This window comes from Nocardia sp. Root136, assembly GCF_001427185.1.
Classification (GTDB): Bacteria; Actinomycetota; Actinomycetes; order Mycobacteriales; family Mycobacteriaceae; genus Nocardia; species Nocardia salmonicida.
On sequence record NZ_LMFE01000008.1, the window covers coordinates 304,353 to 320,380 of the forward strand.

Below are 16,028 nucleotides of genomic sequence, written 5' to 3' on the forward strand. Positions count from 1 at the left end.
TGCGCGCGGTTCATCCGAGACGCTCGATCAGGTGTTCACCGACACGGATGGCGTTGGCCATCGCGGTGAGCGCGGGGTTCACGGCCCCGATACTGGGGAAAAAGCTGGTGTCGACGACGTAGAGGTTGTCGAGTTCATGAGCCTTGCAGTTCACATCGAGCACGGAGGTGGCCGGGTCGTCGCCGAACCGGCAGGTTCCGGCCTGATGCGCACAACCGGCGACCGGGATGTTCATCTGCATGTAGAAGTTCTTCGCGAGCACATGATGCTGAGACATCCCGACGTGGTTGAGCAGTTTCTTCAGTTCGTGGTACAGCCCAGCGGCTTCGGTGTCGTTGTTCGAGGTGTAGCGCAGGTGGACTTGCCCCTGATCGTCGATGGTCACGCGGTTGTCGGCGGCGGGGAGGTCTTCGGTGGTGAGCCAGAAGTCGACAGCGTGGCGAGCGACCTCGTCGAGGCTCCAGTGCGGGGCGAGCAGGGTCAGTCGGGGTTCTTCGCCCTTCATCGCCCAGCCGTTGGACTTGCCGACCATCTGGATGTTCCCCAAGGGGAACTCGCGCTCACCATCGGCGAGGTAGAAGTCGTTGATACCCAAGGTCTTCTGGAACACGGTGTCATTGGGTTCCTTGGCCAGCGCCACGACTGCCTTGGAATTGTGGAACATGTAGTTGCGACCGACCTGGTCCGAGCCGTTGGCGAGCCCGTTCGGGTGGTGGTCATCGGCGGATTGCAGCAGCAACTTGGCACTGTTGGCCGCGCCGGCGGCGACCACGACGATGTCGGCTTCGTACCGTTCGACGGCGCCGCGGCGGGATACGACGACCGAGCTGACAGTGCGCCCGGTCGGGTCGGTATCGAGCTTGACCACCTCGGCCTGGACGAGCAATGTCACGTTCGGTGCGTCCAGCAGGGGCCGCACCGCGATCGTCTCGGCGTCGGACTTCGCGTGCACGAGGCAGGGGTAGCCATCGCACCACGAGCAGCGGATGCACGCGCTGCGAGCCCGGTCGGCTTCGTCGAGCAGGATTCCGCACGGGGCCGGGAACGGATGATAGCCACCGACTGTGAGGCTGTCGGCGAGCTCCTGGATTCGGGGTTCGTGCGAGACCGCCGGCCACGGGTATTCCTTGGACCAGTGCCCCTCGGTGGGATCCGCGCCGTGGTCGCCGTGAACCTGGTAGAGCCACTCGGCCTTGCTGTACCAGGGTTCGAAGTCGTCGTAGCTCAGTGGCCAGGCCGGGGAGATGCCGTCGACGTGTGTGATCTCCCCGAAGTCTTGTGGCCGCAGCCGGTACAGCGCCGCGCCGTACATCTTGGTCGCTCCGCCGACGAAGTAATGGACCTGCGGCTGGAACGGTGTCCCGGCCGCGTCGAACCACGTATCGGGCGAGATGTAGCGCCCATCCACGAATACCGGCGCGGGGTCCCAGTTTTCGGTCTCGCGCGGCAGGAAGTCACCCCGCTCGAGTAGCAAGATCTGCTTCCCCGCTGCGGCGAGGGTATGCGCTAGCGTCCCCCCACCGGCCCCGGTCCCGATAATGATTACGTCGTAATGATCACTGGCCGGCATCGCGCTCTCCTCGGTGTTGCAAACCGTTCGAACCTGCGGTCAACAATCGATGCGGAAACTCGGACAAAAAGAAGCAATCGCCGGGGGGCGATTGCCGATGCAATTCGAACAGTACCAGCCGGATATGCCTCGAGATAGATGCTTTTGGTAGGAAACGGATTCGACCGAACCGGACATAGACGGCGCGTCATGCCCAAATAGACTGTCCCTGTAAGGCTTTCGAAATAGCACTCTCACAAGTCGAACATTCGACAAGCATTCACGATTTACCACGAATTCATATCGATCGCCCGGCGCCCCGACGGGAGGGTTGTAGGGTGAGGAAGTCTGGACGGCCACCGACCTCCGAAGGAGACGTGCCGATGAGCACGAATGCTGTTTCCAGTTCCACCACCGAAGGGGCCGAGCATTCGAATGCCGATGCGCTGGTGATTTTCGGAATAACCGGCGACCTGGCGAAGATGATGACCTTCCTGTCGTTGTACCGACTCGAGCGGCGTGGCCTGATCGATTGTCCCATAATCGGTGTCGCAGTAGATGATTGGACGGTCGACGATCTGAAGAAACGCGCCCGCACCTCGATCGAAACCGCCGGAAAAGAGCCGGTGGACGAGGCGATCTTCGACCGGCTCGCGGCGCGATTCGATTACGTCAGTGGCGATTTCGGCAAGCCTGAGACATTCACCGAGCTCGCACGACACCTGAGCGGGGTCCGCAATCCGGTGTTCTACCTCGAGGTCCCGCCATTCCTGTTCGCGACGGTGATCAAAGGACTCTCCGATGCGGGCCTCACGAACTCGGCACGAGTCGTCGTGGAGAAGCCCTTCGGACACGATCTCCAATCGGCCCGCGCACTCGCCGCGGAGATCCACCAGTACATCGATGAGTCGCAGCTGTACCGGATCGACCATTTTCTCGGCAAAAAGGGATTCTCCGAAACGTTGTACCTGCGCTTCGCCAACGCGATCTTCGAGCCCATCTGGAATCGCCAGTTCGTCTCCGAAGTCCAGATCACCATGGCCGAGAGCTTCGATGTCGCCGACCGCGGCCACTTCTACGATCCGGTCGGCGCACTTCGCGACGTCGTGGTCAACCACATGATGCAGCTTGTCGCCGCCGTGGCGATGGAAGCGCCGTCGGCGTCACACGCCGCAGCGTTGAAGGACGCGATGGTCAACGTGTACCGGGCCATCCCCGCAGCGGATCCCGCGCATTACCTCCGCGGGCAGTACGAGGGCTACCGCGACGTCGACGGGGTGGCACCGGACTCCAGCACCGAAACATATATGGCGCTGCGGTTGGAGGTGGACAACTGGCGCTGGTCCGGTGTGCCGTTCTACCTACGCACGGGCAAGTGCCTCCCGGTGACACAGACCGAATTGCGACTGGTCTTCCGCAGCCCGCCCCCGGTGTGGTTCTTCGACGCCGCACATCAACCCGAACCCGCACAACTGGTGATCAAACTCGATCCGATGACCGGCATCCGTATCGAAGTCGAGGCGCAACGTGGTGAGGGCAAACAACCCGGGCCGATCACGCTGGACATGGAATTCGCCGACGAGGGCGGCGAGGGCGCCACACCCTACGAGGTGTTGCTGCACGCCGCGTTGGTCGGGGACAGTGCGCGCTTCACTCGCCAAGACGGTGTCGAGGAAGCCTGGCGGGTGATGCAACCGCTGCTCGATGGGCCACCACCCGTACAGACCTACCCGAAGGGGTCGTGGGGGCCACCGAATCAACTGCTGCCCGGCCAGGACCGCTGGTACGAACCCTGGTTGGCGTCATGAGTCCCGACGACACCGCCGCTGCCCGCCGACCACAGAGCGCGGCGGCGCCGTCCGCGTTCCCGCCGATCGCCGACTACGCGTTCCTGTCGAACTGCCATACCGGTGCGTTGATCGCCGCGGACGGAGCGATCGACTGGCTCTGTATACCGGCATTCGACTCACCCAGCGTGTTCGGTTCCCTGCTCGACCGCGAGGCCGGTGTCTTCCGGCTCGGCCCGTTCGGCATCAATGTGCCGGCCGCCCGCCACTACGAGCCCGGGACGAATACCATTGTCACCGTGTGGAATACGCCCACCGGGTGGGTGGAGATCCGCACCGCTCTGACGATGGGACCGACTCGCGGGGAGGACACCACCACACCGCACACGCGACCTTCCACCGACGAGGACGCCGATCACCTGCTGGTCCGTATGGTCCGGTGCCTGTCGGGAAGTGTGGAGATCGAGTTGGTGTGCGAGCCGGTGTTCGACTACGGGCGTACGGAAGCCGCGTGGGCGCTGGTCGACGAGAGTCGTCAGACCGCGGACGCGACCGGCGCAGGCCAGACGATCCGGCTCCGGACCGACATGGCCCTTGGCATCGAGGGCGGCCGGGTCCGCGCCCGGCATACCCTATCGAAGGATGAATCGCTGTTCTGTGCGCTCTCGTGGGCCGACGGCCTCGACGGGCCGGAGACTGTCGAGGAGGCACTCGAACGCCTCGATGCGACCACCGAATTCTGGCGGTCCTGGTTCGGACGCGCACGCTTCCCCGATCACCGCTGGCGCGCCGCGATCCAGCGGTCCGCCCTCACCATCAAGGGCCTGACCTACCTACCCACCGGCGCGACCGTGGCCGCGCTCACCACCTCGTTGCCGGAAACTCCTGGCGGGGAACGCAACTGGGACTACCGCTATACCTGGATGCGCGACTCGACGTTCACCCTGCAGGCGCTGCACTACCTGAACCTCGACGGGGAGGCCAACGATTTCATGCAGTACGTCGCCGACCTCGAACCGAATTCGGATGGTGCGCTGCAGATCATGTATGGCATCGACGGCCGCCGCGACCTCACTGAATCGATCCGCGAGGATTTGACCGGTTACGCGGGTGCGTATCCGGTGCGAATCGGCAACGGCGCCTTCGATCAGCGCCAGAACGATGTGTTCGGTTCCGTGCTCGATTCGATCCTGCTGCACACGGTACGGAGCAAGCGGCTCCCGCGTCGGCTGTGGCCCATCGTGGAGACCCAGGCCCAATGCGCCACCGACGTGTGGCGCGAACCCGATCAAGGCATCTGGGAGGCACGCGGTGCGCCGCAGCATTACGTGTCCTCGAAACTCATGTGCTGGGTGGCCATGGACCGGGCCGCGAAGATCGCCGACATTCGTGGTGACCGCGCTGCCGAGGCCAAGTGGCGCGCGACGGCCGATGAGATTCACGCCGACATCCTTGCCAAAGGTGTTCGCGACGGCGTCCTACGCCAGCACTACGACACCGAGGCACTCGACGCCTCCACCTTGCTCGCGGCGGTCTTCGGTTTCCTGCCGGCCAACGACGAGCGGCTGCGTGCTTCCGTCGAGGCGATCGCGAACGACCTCACCGAGGACGGCTTCGTGCTGCGCTACCGCACCGGAGAAACCGACGACGGGATGTCCGGCAAGGAAGGCAGCTTCCTGATCTGCTCGTTCTGGCTTGTGTCCGCGCTCGCCATCGTCGGCGAGACGCAGCGCGCCCGGGACCTGATGGATCGCCTGATCAGCATCGCCTCACCGCTTGGCCTGTTCGCCGAGGAATACGACACCAGCACCGGCAGGCATCTGGGTAACTTTCCACAGGCGTTCTCCCACCTCGCCCTCATCGAGGCGGTCGGCCGAATCGTGTTCTCCGACCTGGCGGCGGAACTGTCCTGATACATCTCGCGCAGTACCTCGGTATCGGATCGAGGTACTGCGCGAGAGTGATGTGATCGTGTACCAGCCGTTCGTAGCGTGAGTCGCATGTCCTCAGTCTCGAAAGTCGCCGCCGCGATCGCTGTCGCCGGAACGGTCGCCGGTGTCGGAATCGGTGTCAGTTCGGCGGATTCCGCACCGGCGGGACCGGCGCCGCGGGTGGCGGTGATCGGTCTCGGCGGCACCATCGCGGGAACCTCCGACCGGCGCACCGATCTGGAAACCTATCGGCCCGGCACGCGGCCGATCGCCGAACTCGTCGACTCCCTGCGTCCCGAGATCGGTGAGATCGCCGCCGTGTCGACCGAGGACTTCGGGCAGAAGGGATCCGGCGACTACACCGTCACCGACCTCTACGATCTGGCGCGCCTGGTGGAAAGCCGCCTGCGAGATCATGATTCGGTCGTGGTGAGCACCGGTTCGGCCACGATGGAGGAGCTGAGCTACTTCCTCGACCTCACCGTGCGCAGCACGAAGCCGGTGGTCGTGACCGGTGCGATGCGACCGTGGACCGCGATCGGCAGTGACGGTCCGGTCAACCTGTACAACGCGATTCGCCTCGCGGCGAGCAACCGGACCACCTGTTTCGGCACGGTCATCGCCCTCAACGACCAGATCCTGCCCGCCCGCGACGCCACCAAATCCGACTCGACCCGCGTGCACACCTTCACCACCCACGAATACGGCGACCTCGGCACCATCGACCAGGCCGGAATCCGGCTGCAACGCGCCCCCGCCCGCGTCCAACGCTGCGACGACCCCGCCCGCTGGCTGACCCCGTTCGACCTGACCACGATCAACCGCGACGCCCTCCCGCGCGTCGACATCGCCCACAGCTACCTCGACGCGCCCGCCGAGGCCATCTCCGCGGCCGTCGACGCGGGCGCCAAGGGCATCGTGTTCGCGGGCACTCCCTCGCCGAAACAGGCGAGCGCCGCGATGGCGACCAAGGGCGTGGCCCTGGTCGCCACCAACGCCTACGGTTCCGGCGCGATCACCGTCGACCCCGCGATGGGTGTGGTCAGCGGCGGTGACCTCGCGCCCAAGAAGGCACGCCTGCTGCTCCTGCTGGCACTGGCCAGAATCGCCGAGCACGACCAGATCGTGGCCTGGTTCCGCGATTACGGCAATCAGCAGTTCTGAAGCCCGAAGTTGTCCCGCGGCGGCTAGGGAGGAGGCTCGCTCAGTCGGTTGAGGCCGAGTCGTCGCACCATTCGATGGATGAGCGACAACGACAACGCGACGCTGCCCAGTGGCACCAGCACGGCCAGCAGGATGAAGCTCCATAGCGTGGTTTGCGCGTGAGAGGTGAGGATTGTGAAGTTCATTCCGAAGTAGCCTGTGATGAACGAGAGCGGGAGGAAGACAGTCGCGACAATCGTGAGTCCATTGATCACCACCGCTTGTCGGCCCGCGACCGAGGCGGAGTAATGGCTCAGTGCGTCCTTCGCCTCCTCACGGATTTCTCGAGCGTTCTCCTTCATGCGAGTGACCCGCTTACGGTGCTGCTCGAGGTGCGCGTGGGAGTCAGGGCGCATGCCGGGTAGCCCGTCCAGGTCCGCCGCGATGTCCTCGAGATCGTGCGAGTACCACCCGAACTCCTGGATGCCATCGGTGAGGACGCCCAGCATGTTGACCAGCTCATCGTGAACTTCTGGCGCGCCGCCTTGGAGCATCTCCAACTGCACCTCGCCGAGCCGGTCGTCGATTGCCAGCAGTAGCGGCTTGAAGCTGTCGATCAAAGAATCCAGGATCAGAAACAACAAGTGTGGGCCTAATTCTCGCCCGTCCTGGTCCTGTCTGGCGTCAATACTCCTGAGGGCCCGACCCAGCGGCTCACAGGCCGTCGCGTGAACGGTCAGCAGGAACCGATCCGTCAGGACCATATTCAGGTAGCTGGCGCCGTGCGACGCACGCCAATCGGTGCCGGTGACCCACCGAAGCGACACCACGACGGCGGTCTCGGTCGGGGCGAACCATGATCGCGGTCTACCGTGCGCGACGATGTCCACGAGCTCTGCGGGAAGCTGGAGAGCTCGGCAGAAGTCCGACAGATCCTCGTTTCCCAGGGCCTCCAGGTCGAGCCAGAATGACGTGTCCGTCGAGAAATGCCGGGCGACGTCGTCCGGAGTCGCTACGCCGTCATGACCTTCGGCATCGACCAAGCGAGCGACAGCTGACGACGCAGAACGGTGCGGTGACCTGGATGGATCATTCGGGCTTGCCATCTCTGCTCCTTCTGGCCGCTACAGCTCCGCGAGTCGACACCGTTCGGCGCGCAGGTCGAATCGGCTATTTCCAGATGATTTTCAGCAGGGCCGGGGTGAGCACCATCCGGATGATCGTGGCGTCGATGATCAGCGCCACGATCATCCCGTAGGCGATGTATTTCATCAGCACCAGATCCGAGAACCCGAACGCCCCGGTCACCACGATCAGGATCGCGGCCGCCGAGGTGATCACCCCACCGGTGTGGGCGACGCCGTAGCGAATCGACTCCTCGGCCTCGGCGCCGGCGGCCCGTTTCTCGGCGATTCGCGACAGCAGGAACACCTCGTAGTCGGTGGACAACCCGAAGATCACCGTCACGATCAACGCCACCACCGCGAACATCAATGGTCCCGGTGTGAACTGGAATGTCTCTGCCCCATGGCCTTCGACGAAGATCCAGGTCAGCACGCCCAGGGTCGAGACCAAACTGAGCGCGCTCATCGCGACGGCCTTCACCGCCAGGATCACCGACCGGAACGCCACGATCATCAGCGCCAACGCCGCCGCGATCAGGATCGCCAACAGCAGCGGCAGCCCGTCGATCAACCCGTTGATGCTGTCGCGTTCGAGCGCGGGGATACCCGCGACCATCACCTGCACGCCCGGTGGCGCGGGCAACGAACGCAGCGCGTCGATCACCTGGTCGGCGTCGCGTTTGTCGCCGAGCCCGGCGGAGAGCACATTGACGTTGTCCTTGGTCGCCGCCGCCGGTTCGAACCGTCCGGTCAGCCCGGGAACCTGATTGGCCTCGAAGCGGATATCGCTGAGTTGCTGGGGCGAGGCGCCGACCACGATCAGCTTCAACGGTTCGGTGCGGAACCCGGGAAACAGGTGGTCGAAGTCTTCCTGGGCCACCCGCGCCGGATTGTCGGCGGCCAGATATTTCTCGCTGATCCCACCGAACTCGATGTGGCGCAACGGAATACTCAGCGCCAGCAGGCCGAGCACGATCGGGATGACCACCGCCCACGGCCTGCGCATCGCCCACTGTGCCAGCCGGGAGAAGAACCCGGCATCGATCTGGGCTTCGGTCTTGCTGCGTGAGAAGCGTTTCCAGCCCAGCCAGTCGATCTTGTGTCCGGCGATACTCAAGGCGGCGGGCAGGGCGGTCACCGACAACAGCGCCGCCAGCATCACCGCGGAGATGCCGCCGTAGGGCACCGACCGCAGGACCCCGTTGGGGAAGATGAACAGCGCACCGAGGCTCGAGGCGATGATCGCCGCGGAGAACAGCACGGTGCGCCCCGCGGTGGCGACGGTCCGTGCGGTCGCGTCCTCCACGGAGCGACCGGCGGCCAGTTCCTCCCGGAACCGGGTCACCGTGAACAGCCCGTAGTCGATCGCCAAGCCGAGCGCGACCAACGTCATCACCGCGCTGGCGAACACGTTGACCTCGATCTGGGCGGTGAGTACCCGCAGGATCCCGGAGGTGCCCAGGATGGTGAGTCCGCCGATCAGCACCGGCAGCAGTGCGCCGATCACCCCGCCGAACACGAAGTACAGCAGGATCGCCACGATCGGCAAGGCGATGATCTCGGCGCGCTTGATGTCGTGCTGCATCCCGATATTGATGCCCTCGACCACCGGCTGCAGCCCCGCCAGCTGCACCGTCGTGCCACCGGGCCCGGCGCCGGGTGCACCGGCGTTCAGGTGTGGTTTCAACGCGAGATAGTTGTTGACCGTCGCGGTCCCGCCGCCGCCTGCCAGCCCGATGCTGGCGAACGCGTGCTGTTTGGTCGGGTCGGAGGCATTCGCCGAGAACGGGCTGTCCCAGTAGCTGTCGATCTTGTGGATCCGCTCGCCGTACTGCTTGCGCAGGTCGGCCAGTGCCGCCGTCACCGGGCCGCGCACGGCGGGATCGTCGACGGTGGTGCCGGGTGGGGCGGTGTAGATGACGATCAGGTCGCCGTCGGTATCGCGCCCGAAGGTGTCGTCGGCCAGCTTCGACGCCGCCACCGACTGGCTCGACTCGTCGAACCAGCCCTCCTGGGTGTAGCGGTCGGCCAGGTCACGCCCGAACCACCCCGAGGCGAGCACGGTGATCACGAAGAAGCCGAGCACGAGGAACCGGTGGCGGTAGACGAACCTGCCCCACCGCACGGATCGAGATTCGCGCATCTCAGCCGCAGGCGGCGGTGCGATAGTCGGCCGAGCGCAGGATGCCGCACAGGTCGGTGCGCGAGATCTTCCACTTACCGTCGAGCAGCACGAAATGCACGATGGTGGTGCGCACGTTGGTTCCCGAACCGTCCTTGTCCAGTCGCATGGTCGCGGTGAGTGTGCCGTCACGGTTGTCGAAGACCGGGTCGACGACGCCGTACACCGCGTGGGGGTTGTCGCGCAGCGCCTTGTACATGTCGGGGATGGCGTCGGAGAACGCCGCTCCGTCCTCGATCAGTTCGGTGCGTTCGACATCGGGCAGGCTCGGGTCGAGCGCGCGTTTGATCTGCGCGTCGAGCTCTTGGGCGTTCGGCAGCGGCACCTTGGCCTTGCTGACCGAGGTCGCGACGGAGGAGGCGAGGGAAGCGTTGGCCGAAGACCGTGCGGCGTCGACCGAGGCCTCGTCGGTGGTTCCCCCGCACGCGGCGAGGGCGACGAGGGCCGTGAGGCAGGCGGTGGCCGCAGCGGCCCTGGCGGAAAGTGTGGAAGGCATCACCATCTACATACCATCAATGACTGCACTGATCCGTCCCAGGATGGCGCGAACTGTGGAGATGTCACTGGTTGCGGGCCTCTCGACCGGGACGGCGTCGGGGAGAAGATCGCGCACGAAGGCGCTGACGCTGCGGATGTCACCGAGGTCGATGTCGGTCACCTGAGCCTGCGCCTGGGCCACCACGTCGTCGGATCCGGGTACCGCATCGCCGAGGTCGGCGCGGTAGATCTGCACGGTCAGCGTGGCGCGGTGGGTGCGGAAGGCGAAGGGACGGCCGTCGTCGGTGGTGCCGAAGCCGTGGGCGAACGGTCCGACGGAGATGTCATCGATGCCGAAACCCGCCTGTGTCCGGTCGGTCATCGTGGGGATCTCCTGCCGCTGTGTGGCAATCAATTAGTCGACGCGTCAACAGTAACGCGCGTCACCGACACCTCCGACGCGAGCACCCGGTCGAAGCTACTGGTGAGTCATCATGGTCAGATGGTGATCAAGGGAGTCACCTCGTGCGGATTGAAGGAGTTCGGTGCATGCGCCCTCGTGGCTCGGTCGCCTCTGCGTTGCTCGGCGCGGCGGTTTTGGTGTTGTTGACCGGGTGCAGTGGTGAGGACGGCGGTTCCGATGTCCCGACCAGGGCCCCGGCCACCGCAGCGGTTTCTCCCGCTACCGCGAACCCGGTCGGTCAGGTCTTCCCGGCAGCGGCGACGAAAGCTCTGCTCGCCGAGAACTCGACCGGCCGCCTCGCCGCCCTGGACACCGCGGGCACCGCACTCTCGCTGATCGACCCCGCCGCACCGACCACCCCGCGCACGGTCGGCCTCCCCGCCGCCGGCGCGTCGCTGTCGCAAGGCAAGCCGGGCGAAGTACTCGTCGCCGCCCCCGACCGGGTACTGCGGATCGACGTGACCACCGGCACGCTCACCGAGACCCCCGTCGACGGCGACGTGCACAGCGTGCGAACTCGCACCGACGGCACCCTCGTGGTCGGTACCGCCGACGGCACCGTGCGCGAACTGACCGCCGACGGCGCGGTCACCCGCACGATCACCGGCCTGGTCTCCGCCGACGAGATCGCGTTGACCGGTGAGAACATCACCGTCCTCGATCGCAAGCAGACCGCCGTTGTCGCCGTGGGGCAGGAAGCCCTCGGGCTGATGCTGCGCGCGGGCGACGGCGCCACCAACGCCATCACCGACCAGCACGGCCGCATCATCGTGGCCGACACCACGGGCGGCGAACTGCTCGTCTACTCGGCCGGTCCGCTCGTGCTGCGCCAGCGTTTCCCGGTATCATCATCGCCTTACGCGCTCGCTTACGACCCGCGTTCGGACACGGTCTGGGTGAGTTGCACGCAGAGCAACGAGGTCGTCGGCTACGACCTGTCGACCGGCATCGGTGTCGAGGTGGCCAGGCTCGCGACGCTGCGCCAGCCCGACGCGATGACGGTCGACGAACGCACCGGCGACCTGTTCGTGGCCTCGGCTGTGGGTGATGGCCTGCAGCGGATCGGCGCGGACGAGCGGAAGAGAGGGCAGTGATGGCTACAGCTCCCAGGCCTCGCAGTTCGCGCTCGGCGATACCGCCGAGCTGGGAAACCAGCAACGACGACTACGAATACGTGCCCCTGCGGCTGCCACCGGAGGTCAACCGGGTCACCGCCTCGATGCGACTGGCCATCCAGGCCGAATTCGGTGGCTGGGAATTGTCCCGGGTGCGCGCCTACACCGACGGCAGTCGCCGGGTGCTGTTGCGCCGCCGCAAGAACGCCGTCCTGCCTGTGCCCGAACCCGGATTGTGAGCCGACCATGTACGCCCTCCTGTTACGCCTGATGTTCCTGATCCCGCCGGAGCGAGTGCATCACCTGGTGTTCGCCGCGTTGCGTTTCGCCACCTGGTTCCCACCGACCCGCTGGCTGGCGCGCAAGCTCACCGTGGTCGAGGACCCGATCCTGGCCACCACCGCGTTCGGTGTCGCCTTCCCCGCGCCGCTGGGTCTCGCCGCCGGTTTCGACAAGAACGCCGACGGCGCGAACGCCTGGGGCACACTGGGTTTCGGCTTCGCCGAGATCGGCACCGTCACCGCCCACGCCCAGCCCGGCAACCCCACCCCGCGCCTGTTCCGGTTGCCCGCCGACCACGCCCTGATCAACCGGATGGGGTTCAACAACCACGGTGCCGCCGCCGCGGCCGCCCGCCTGCACGGCGCGCACCCCACCGTCCCGATCGGTGCGAACATCGGCAAGACCAAGATCACCGAACCCGATGCCGCCGCGGGCGACTACGCGACCAGCGCCCGATTACTCGGCCCGCTCGCGGACTTCGTCGTGGTCAACGTGTCCTCGCCCAACACCCCCGGCCTGCGTGACCTGCAAGCCGTCGAATCGCTGCGCCCGATCCTGCAGGCCGTGCTCGACAGTGTCTCGGTGCCGGTCCTGGTGAAGATCGCCCCCGACCTGTCCGACGACGACATCGACGCCGTCGCCGACCTGGCGGTCGAACTGGGTCTGGCCGGCATCGTCGCCACCAACACCACCATCCGCCGCGACGGCCTGCACACCCCGACCCCCGAGGTCGAAGCCATGGGTGCGGGCGGACTGTCCGGCGCTCCCGTGGCCGAACGGTCCCTGGAAGTCCTGCGCCGCCTCTACACCCGCGTCGGCGACCAGGTGGTCCTGATCTCCGTCGGCGGCATCGAAACACCGGAGCAGGCCTGGGCCCGCATCCTCGCCGGCGCCACCCTGCTGCAGGGCTACACCGGCTTCATCTACGGCGGCCCGTTGTGGACCACCCGCATCCACCGTGGCATCGCGGCCAACCTGCGCGCGGGTGGCTACGCCCGGCTGTCCGAGGCGGTCGGCGCCGAACACCGCACCCACTCGGTCTGAGATCTCAGCCGTAGTACGCCTGGGGCGACCGATCCTCGTGCATCGGTCGCGCCGGGCGTAGCCGGGACAATTGAGCCGGTGGATCGTGGAACGACTCCCCCGCGGCCGGGTCGTCGCCGCGTTGGCGGGCGTCGATGCGCTTGGCGAGCTTGATCAGAGCCTGTTGCCAGATGATGCCGAGCAGGTCGGCGCGGGCACTGATCTCGGCGTGCGCGATTCGGTCGTGCACCGCGTCCGGATCGCTGACGAGTTCGTCGAGTTCCATGCCCGCCCAGGCTTGCTCACGACTGAGGGTGTATTCGGGCAACCAGCTCAATCGCCAGCCGCCGGTGTCGGTTCGCTGGGCGAATTCCGGTGTGCGGTCGCTGCGTAACGTGTCGTCGGTGCCATGAATAGCCATCGTGGACCTGCCTTCCCCGGTGGGGGCCTGCGCCCTCCCCGAGCGTCTGGCGGGGCATCACTCCCCCGTAATCCAGTGTGGCATTTGCCATTTGTCTTGGTCAATTGCCATTGTTAGTAGGTAATTGCCAGATTTCGGGCGTGGCAAACCCGGCAATGTGGCGATCGCAGTGCGGCGTCCGCCCCGATCGAGTGCGCGGTGGCGTCGAGAAGTTGACGGGAGGCAGCATGTCGATGGTTCCCCAGGATGCCCGCGTCGCCGCGATCCGCAGCATCCTGGCCAGGCTGGGCAAGTACGCGGGCTTGAACGCAGAACGCTTGCGCCACACAGAGATCGACGCCGCACCGCTGCTGGAGCTGCTGTCGGTACGCCGACACGCCCGCCGCACCGGGGTCTCCGTCGAGGCATCGATCCTGCCCGTGGTGCGTGAGGTCACGCAGTGGCTGGCACCGACGGACCGGCTGATCGTGGATGCGGCGCTCTCACTGGGACTGTTCCGGGACCGGTCTGGCGTGGGTATCGATATCGAACGCCTGTATGCAGATAACCTCGGGGAACGTCGAGAGGCCTTGACCGAGCAGTGGGTTGCCCTGCACACCCTGCTCGATGTCGACCCCGTTCCCGAAGCTCCCACGGTCAAGCGGTTGCGCACGGTCTCCGAACACAGCGCCTTCACCGCGCTGGCCGGGCTGCTCGCCACCGATTCCGGCTATCCCATGGCCGCGCCGTCGGCCACACAGCCCACCGCCGCGCCCGACCGGCACGGTGTCGTCACGGTTTTCGGCGATGCCGTCATCGATCATCTCTACCGGGTCGACACCTTCCCCGATGCCGACAACGCCGCCGGCGGCACCTTCACCGGCCACCCCGGCGGCAAAGGGCTCAACCGGGCCGTCGCCGCGGCCCGTCTGGGCGTCGGCGTGCACCTGGCCTGTGCGGTCGGCGGTGACGAATACGGCCGCCGCATCCTCGAATTCATCGAAGCCGAGGGGGTGCACCTCGACCTGGTCAAGGTCGTACCGTTCGCGACGTCGCTGGTGACCGCGGTGGTGATCACCCCCAACGGCGAGACCCGCATCATCGGCTGCCGCGACAGCCGCGTCCAACTCCAGGACGAAGACCTGCACCGCCCGGAACTGCGCGCCGCGCTGGAAGCCTCCGACGCGGTGATCCTGAGCTTCGAACCACCGCCCTCGGTGATCGAGCAGGTGCTGTCGGTGGTGTCGCAGATGCGGCCCAAACCGCCCGTCATCGTGTGCCCGACGCCGTCGATGCCGGTGCCGCAGAGCCTTTACCAGTACCTGGGCGCGGTCGATTATCTCGTCGGCGCCGCTGCGGATCTGGACGCGCTGCTGCCCGATGTGCCCGCCGAATCCGCCGAAGACATCGCCCGGCTGCTGCGCGGGCTCGGCGTCGGCACCGTCTGTACGGTCGAGAACTTCCGCTGCGTCGTCGCCTCCGACACGGTCGAGACCGTGATCGACTACTTCCCACAGGTGCTCAAAGCCTCGGTCGGGGCCGCCGCCGCCTTCACCGGGGCGCTGGCCTATCGGCTCGTCAATTCCCGAACCCCGCTCACCGCAACCGATTTCGTATGGGCGACCGCGGCGATGATTCCCACCCAGAATCTGGGGGCGGTGGCGGTGTCGATGCCCGGTGTCGCCGAGATCGACCGCATCGTGCGGCTGTACGCGCCGTCGGCCTGATCCGGGGGTAAAGTCGCGCCGTCGAGGCTCGCCCCTGTTCGGTATCGCCTGTCCACGCACGGAGGATCGTTGACCATTCTGTCGTTCGGCAGTGCCAGGACCGGGCAAGCCGGTGCCGACACCGCACACCGGTTGGGTCGCCACGGCGCACAACTGCCGATCCGGGTCATCGAGATCCCCGACCCCCGCGACGGTGGACACCTGCTCGTCTTCGGCGAACCCAGCGACGGCTGTCTGGTTCGAGTGCATTCGCGCTGCCTCTACGGCGAGGGCCTGGGTTCCGACGACTGCGACTGCGGCGGGGAACTCACCGAGTCGATGGACCGCATCCAGGCCGAGGGCGCCGGTGTTCTCGTCTACCTCGAGCAGGAGGGCCGCGGGGCCGGCTTGATCTGGAAAGCTCGCGGCTACCGCGAAAGCGAGCAGTCCGGCGCCGACACCTTCGACAGTTATCGAAGCCTCGGCCTCGACGCCGACACCCGCTGTTACGAGCCCGCCGCGCGCGCACTGCGCGAGCTCGATCTCACCCGGGTCCGGTTGCTCACCAACAACCCCGACAAGTGCCGGGCACTGACCGAGGCCGGGATCACCGTCGAGCCCATCGCCCTCACCATCGCCCTGCAATCCTCGCGCGGCAGGCAATACCTGCAGGCCAAACGACGCCAACGTCAGCACACCATCCCCGCCGATCCGCTCGCCGACGACGAGCGATCGGGGCGGGTGCGGTCGTGGTGGCGGCTACGGGCTCGCCGGTAACCGTCCTCACGATCCCGTATGTCCGGTTACGATAAGTGAGCCACGCCACTGCTGACGTCTCCATCTCGA

14 protein-coding genes are annotated in these 16,028 nt (G+C 66.2%); 8 read left to right on the top strand and 6 right to left on the bottom strand.

The features are described 5' to 3' along the window. Window positions 1–10: 10 nt before the first annotated feature. Window positions 11–1,474, bottom strand: a complete 1,464-nt coding sequence (locus tag ASD42_RS22550) for a GMC family oxidoreductase (RefSeq protein ID WP_327153301.1) — start codon at window positions 1,472–1,474, stop codon at window positions 11–13. A 458-nt stretch (window positions 1,475–1,932) separates the two neighbouring features. On the opposite strand from ASD42_RS22550, the gene zwf reads away from it, so the two are divergent. The 3 genes from zwf to ASD42_RS22565 all read left to right on the top strand — a co-directional run bounded on the left by zwf (window position 1,933) and on the right by ASD42_RS22565 (window position 6,431). Next, window positions 1,933–3,357, top strand: coding sequence for a glucose-6-phosphate dehydrogenase (gene zwf / locus ASD42_RS22555; protein WP_056819979.1), 1,425 nt, complete (start codon window positions 1,933–1,935; stop codon window positions 3,355–3,357). Continuing rightward, entirely contained in the window at window positions 3,330–5,249 is a 1,920-nt protein-coding gene (locus tag ASD42_RS22560) for a glycoside hydrolase family 15 protein (protein WP_413232917.1), read from the top strand. The genes zwf and ASD42_RS22560 overlap by 28 nt, the downstream gene beginning before the upstream one ends. An 87-nt stretch (window positions 5,250–5,336) precedes the next feature. Then, entirely contained in the window at window positions 5,337–6,431 is a 1,095-nt protein-coding gene (locus ASD42_RS22565) for an asparaginase (protein WP_056819985.1), read from the top strand. Between the two features lie 23 nt (window positions 6,432–6,454). Here ASD42_RS22565 and ASD42_RS22570 read toward each other — a convergent pair whose 3' ends face one another. The 4 genes from ASD42_RS22570 to ASD42_RS22585 form a co-directional block, all read right to left on the bottom strand. Further along, entirely contained in the window at window positions 6,455–7,516 is a 1,062-nt protein-coding gene (locus tag ASD42_RS22570; protein ID WP_084787246.1) for a CorA family divalent cation transporter, read from the bottom strand. A gap of 64 nt (window positions 7,517–7,580) precedes the next feature. Further along, a complete protein-coding gene (locus tag ASD42_RS22575) occupies window positions 7,581–9,659 on the bottom strand; it encodes an MMPL family transporter (RefSeq protein ID WP_235569778.1) in 2,079 nt (692 codons plus the stop codon). A 19-nt stretch (window positions 9,660–9,678) separates the two neighbouring features. Beyond that, on the bottom strand, window positions 9,679–10,212 hold the full coding sequence (locus ASD42_RS22580; RefSeq protein ID WP_235569779.1) for a hypothetical protein: 534 nt from the start codon (window positions 10,210–10,212) through the stop codon (window positions 9,679–9,681). Between the two features lie 6 nt (window positions 10,213–10,218). Beyond that, on the bottom strand, window positions 10,219–10,575 hold the full coding sequence (locus ASD42_RS22585) for a hypothetical protein (protein WP_056819996.1): 357 nt from the start codon (window positions 10,573–10,575) through the stop codon (window positions 10,219–10,221). A 167-nt stretch (window positions 10,576–10,742) separates the two neighbouring features. Here ASD42_RS22585 and ASD42_RS22590 point away from each other — a divergent pair, with 167 nt between their 5' ends. Genes ASD42_RS22590 through ASD42_RS22600 form a run of 3 tightly spaced genes read left to right on the top strand, consistent with a single transcriptional unit; the run spans window position 10,743 to window position 13,097 of the window. Continuing rightward, window positions 10,743–11,750: a YncE family protein gene (locus tag ASD42_RS22590; protein WP_056819999.1), complete on the top strand. Its 1,008-nt coding sequence runs from the start codon at window positions 10,743–10,745 to the stop codon at window positions 11,748–11,750. After that, entirely contained in the window at window positions 11,750–12,010 is a 261-nt protein-coding gene (locus ASD42_RS22595; RefSeq protein WP_056820002.1) for a DUF5703 family protein, read from the top strand. The genes ASD42_RS22590 and ASD42_RS22595 overlap by 1 nt, the downstream gene beginning before the upstream one ends. Window positions 12,011–12,017: 7 nt before the next feature. After that, window positions 12,018–13,097 carry a quinone-dependent dihydroorotate dehydrogenase gene (locus ASD42_RS22600; protein ID WP_056820005.1) on the top strand — a complete coding sequence of 360 codons (1,080 nt, stop codon included), beginning with the start codon at window positions 12,018–12,020 and terminating at the stop codon, window positions 13,095–13,097. A 4-nt stretch (window positions 13,098–13,101) separates the two neighbouring features. On the opposite strand, the gene ASD42_RS22605 is transcribed toward ASD42_RS22600, so the two are convergent. Next, window positions 13,102–13,497: a hypothetical protein gene (locus ASD42_RS22605; protein WP_063893702.1), complete on the bottom strand. Its 396-nt coding sequence runs from the start codon at window positions 13,495–13,497 to the stop codon at window positions 13,102–13,104. A 227-nt stretch (window positions 13,498–13,724) separates the two neighbouring features. Here ASD42_RS22605 and ASD42_RS22610 point away from each other — a divergent pair, with 227 nt between their 5' ends. Beyond that, window positions 13,725–15,203: a PfkB family carbohydrate kinase gene (locus tag ASD42_RS22610; protein ID WP_084787257.1), complete on the top strand. Its 1,479-nt coding sequence runs from the start codon at window positions 13,725–13,727 to the stop codon at window positions 15,201–15,203. 69 nt (window positions 15,204–15,272) lie between these two features. Then, entirely contained in the window at window positions 15,273–15,959 is a 687-nt protein-coding gene (locus ASD42_RS22615) for a GTP cyclohydrolase II (protein ID WP_056820008.1), read from the top strand. Window positions 15,960–16,028 lie beyond the last annotated feature (69 nt).

Coding starts and splice junctions, on each gene's coding strand:
- zwf (WP_056819979.1), top strand. CDS start 1,933: ATGAGCACGAATGCTGTTTCCAGTTCCACCACCGAAGGGGCCGAGCAT.
- ASD42_RS22565 (WP_056819985.1), top strand. CDS start 5,337: ATGTCCTCAGTCTCGAAAGTCGCCGCCGCGATCGCTGTCGCCGGAACG.
- ASD42_RS22570 (WP_084787246.1), bottom strand. CDS start 7,516: ATGGCAAGCCCGAATGATCCATCCAGGTCACCGCACCGTTCTGCGTCG.
- ASD42_RS22580 (WP_235569779.1), bottom strand. CDS start 10,212: ATGCCTTCCACACTTTCCGCCAGGGCCGCTGCGGCCACCGCCTGCCTC.
- ASD42_RS22585 (WP_056819996.1), bottom strand. CDS start 10,575: ATGACCGACCGGACACAGGCGGGTTTCGGCATCGATGACATCTCCGTC.
- ASD42_RS22590 (WP_056819999.1), top strand. CDS start 10,743: ATGCGCCCTCGTGGCTCGGTCGCCTCTGCGTTGCTCGGCGCGGCGGTT.
- ASD42_RS22595 (WP_056820002.1), top strand. CDS start 11,750: ATGGCTACAGCTCCCAGGCCTCGCAGTTCGCGCTCGGCGATACCGCCG.
- ASD42_RS22600 (WP_056820005.1), top strand. CDS start 12,018: ATGTACGCCCTCCTGTTACGCCTGATGTTCCTGATCCCGCCGGAGCGA.
- ASD42_RS22605 (WP_063893702.1), bottom strand. CDS start 13,497: ATGGCTATTCATGGCACCGACGACACGTTACGCAGCGACCGCACACCG.
- ASD42_RS22610 (WP_084787257.1), top strand. CDS start 13,725: ATGTCGATGGTTCCCCAGGATGCCCGCGTCGCCGCGATCCGCAGCATC.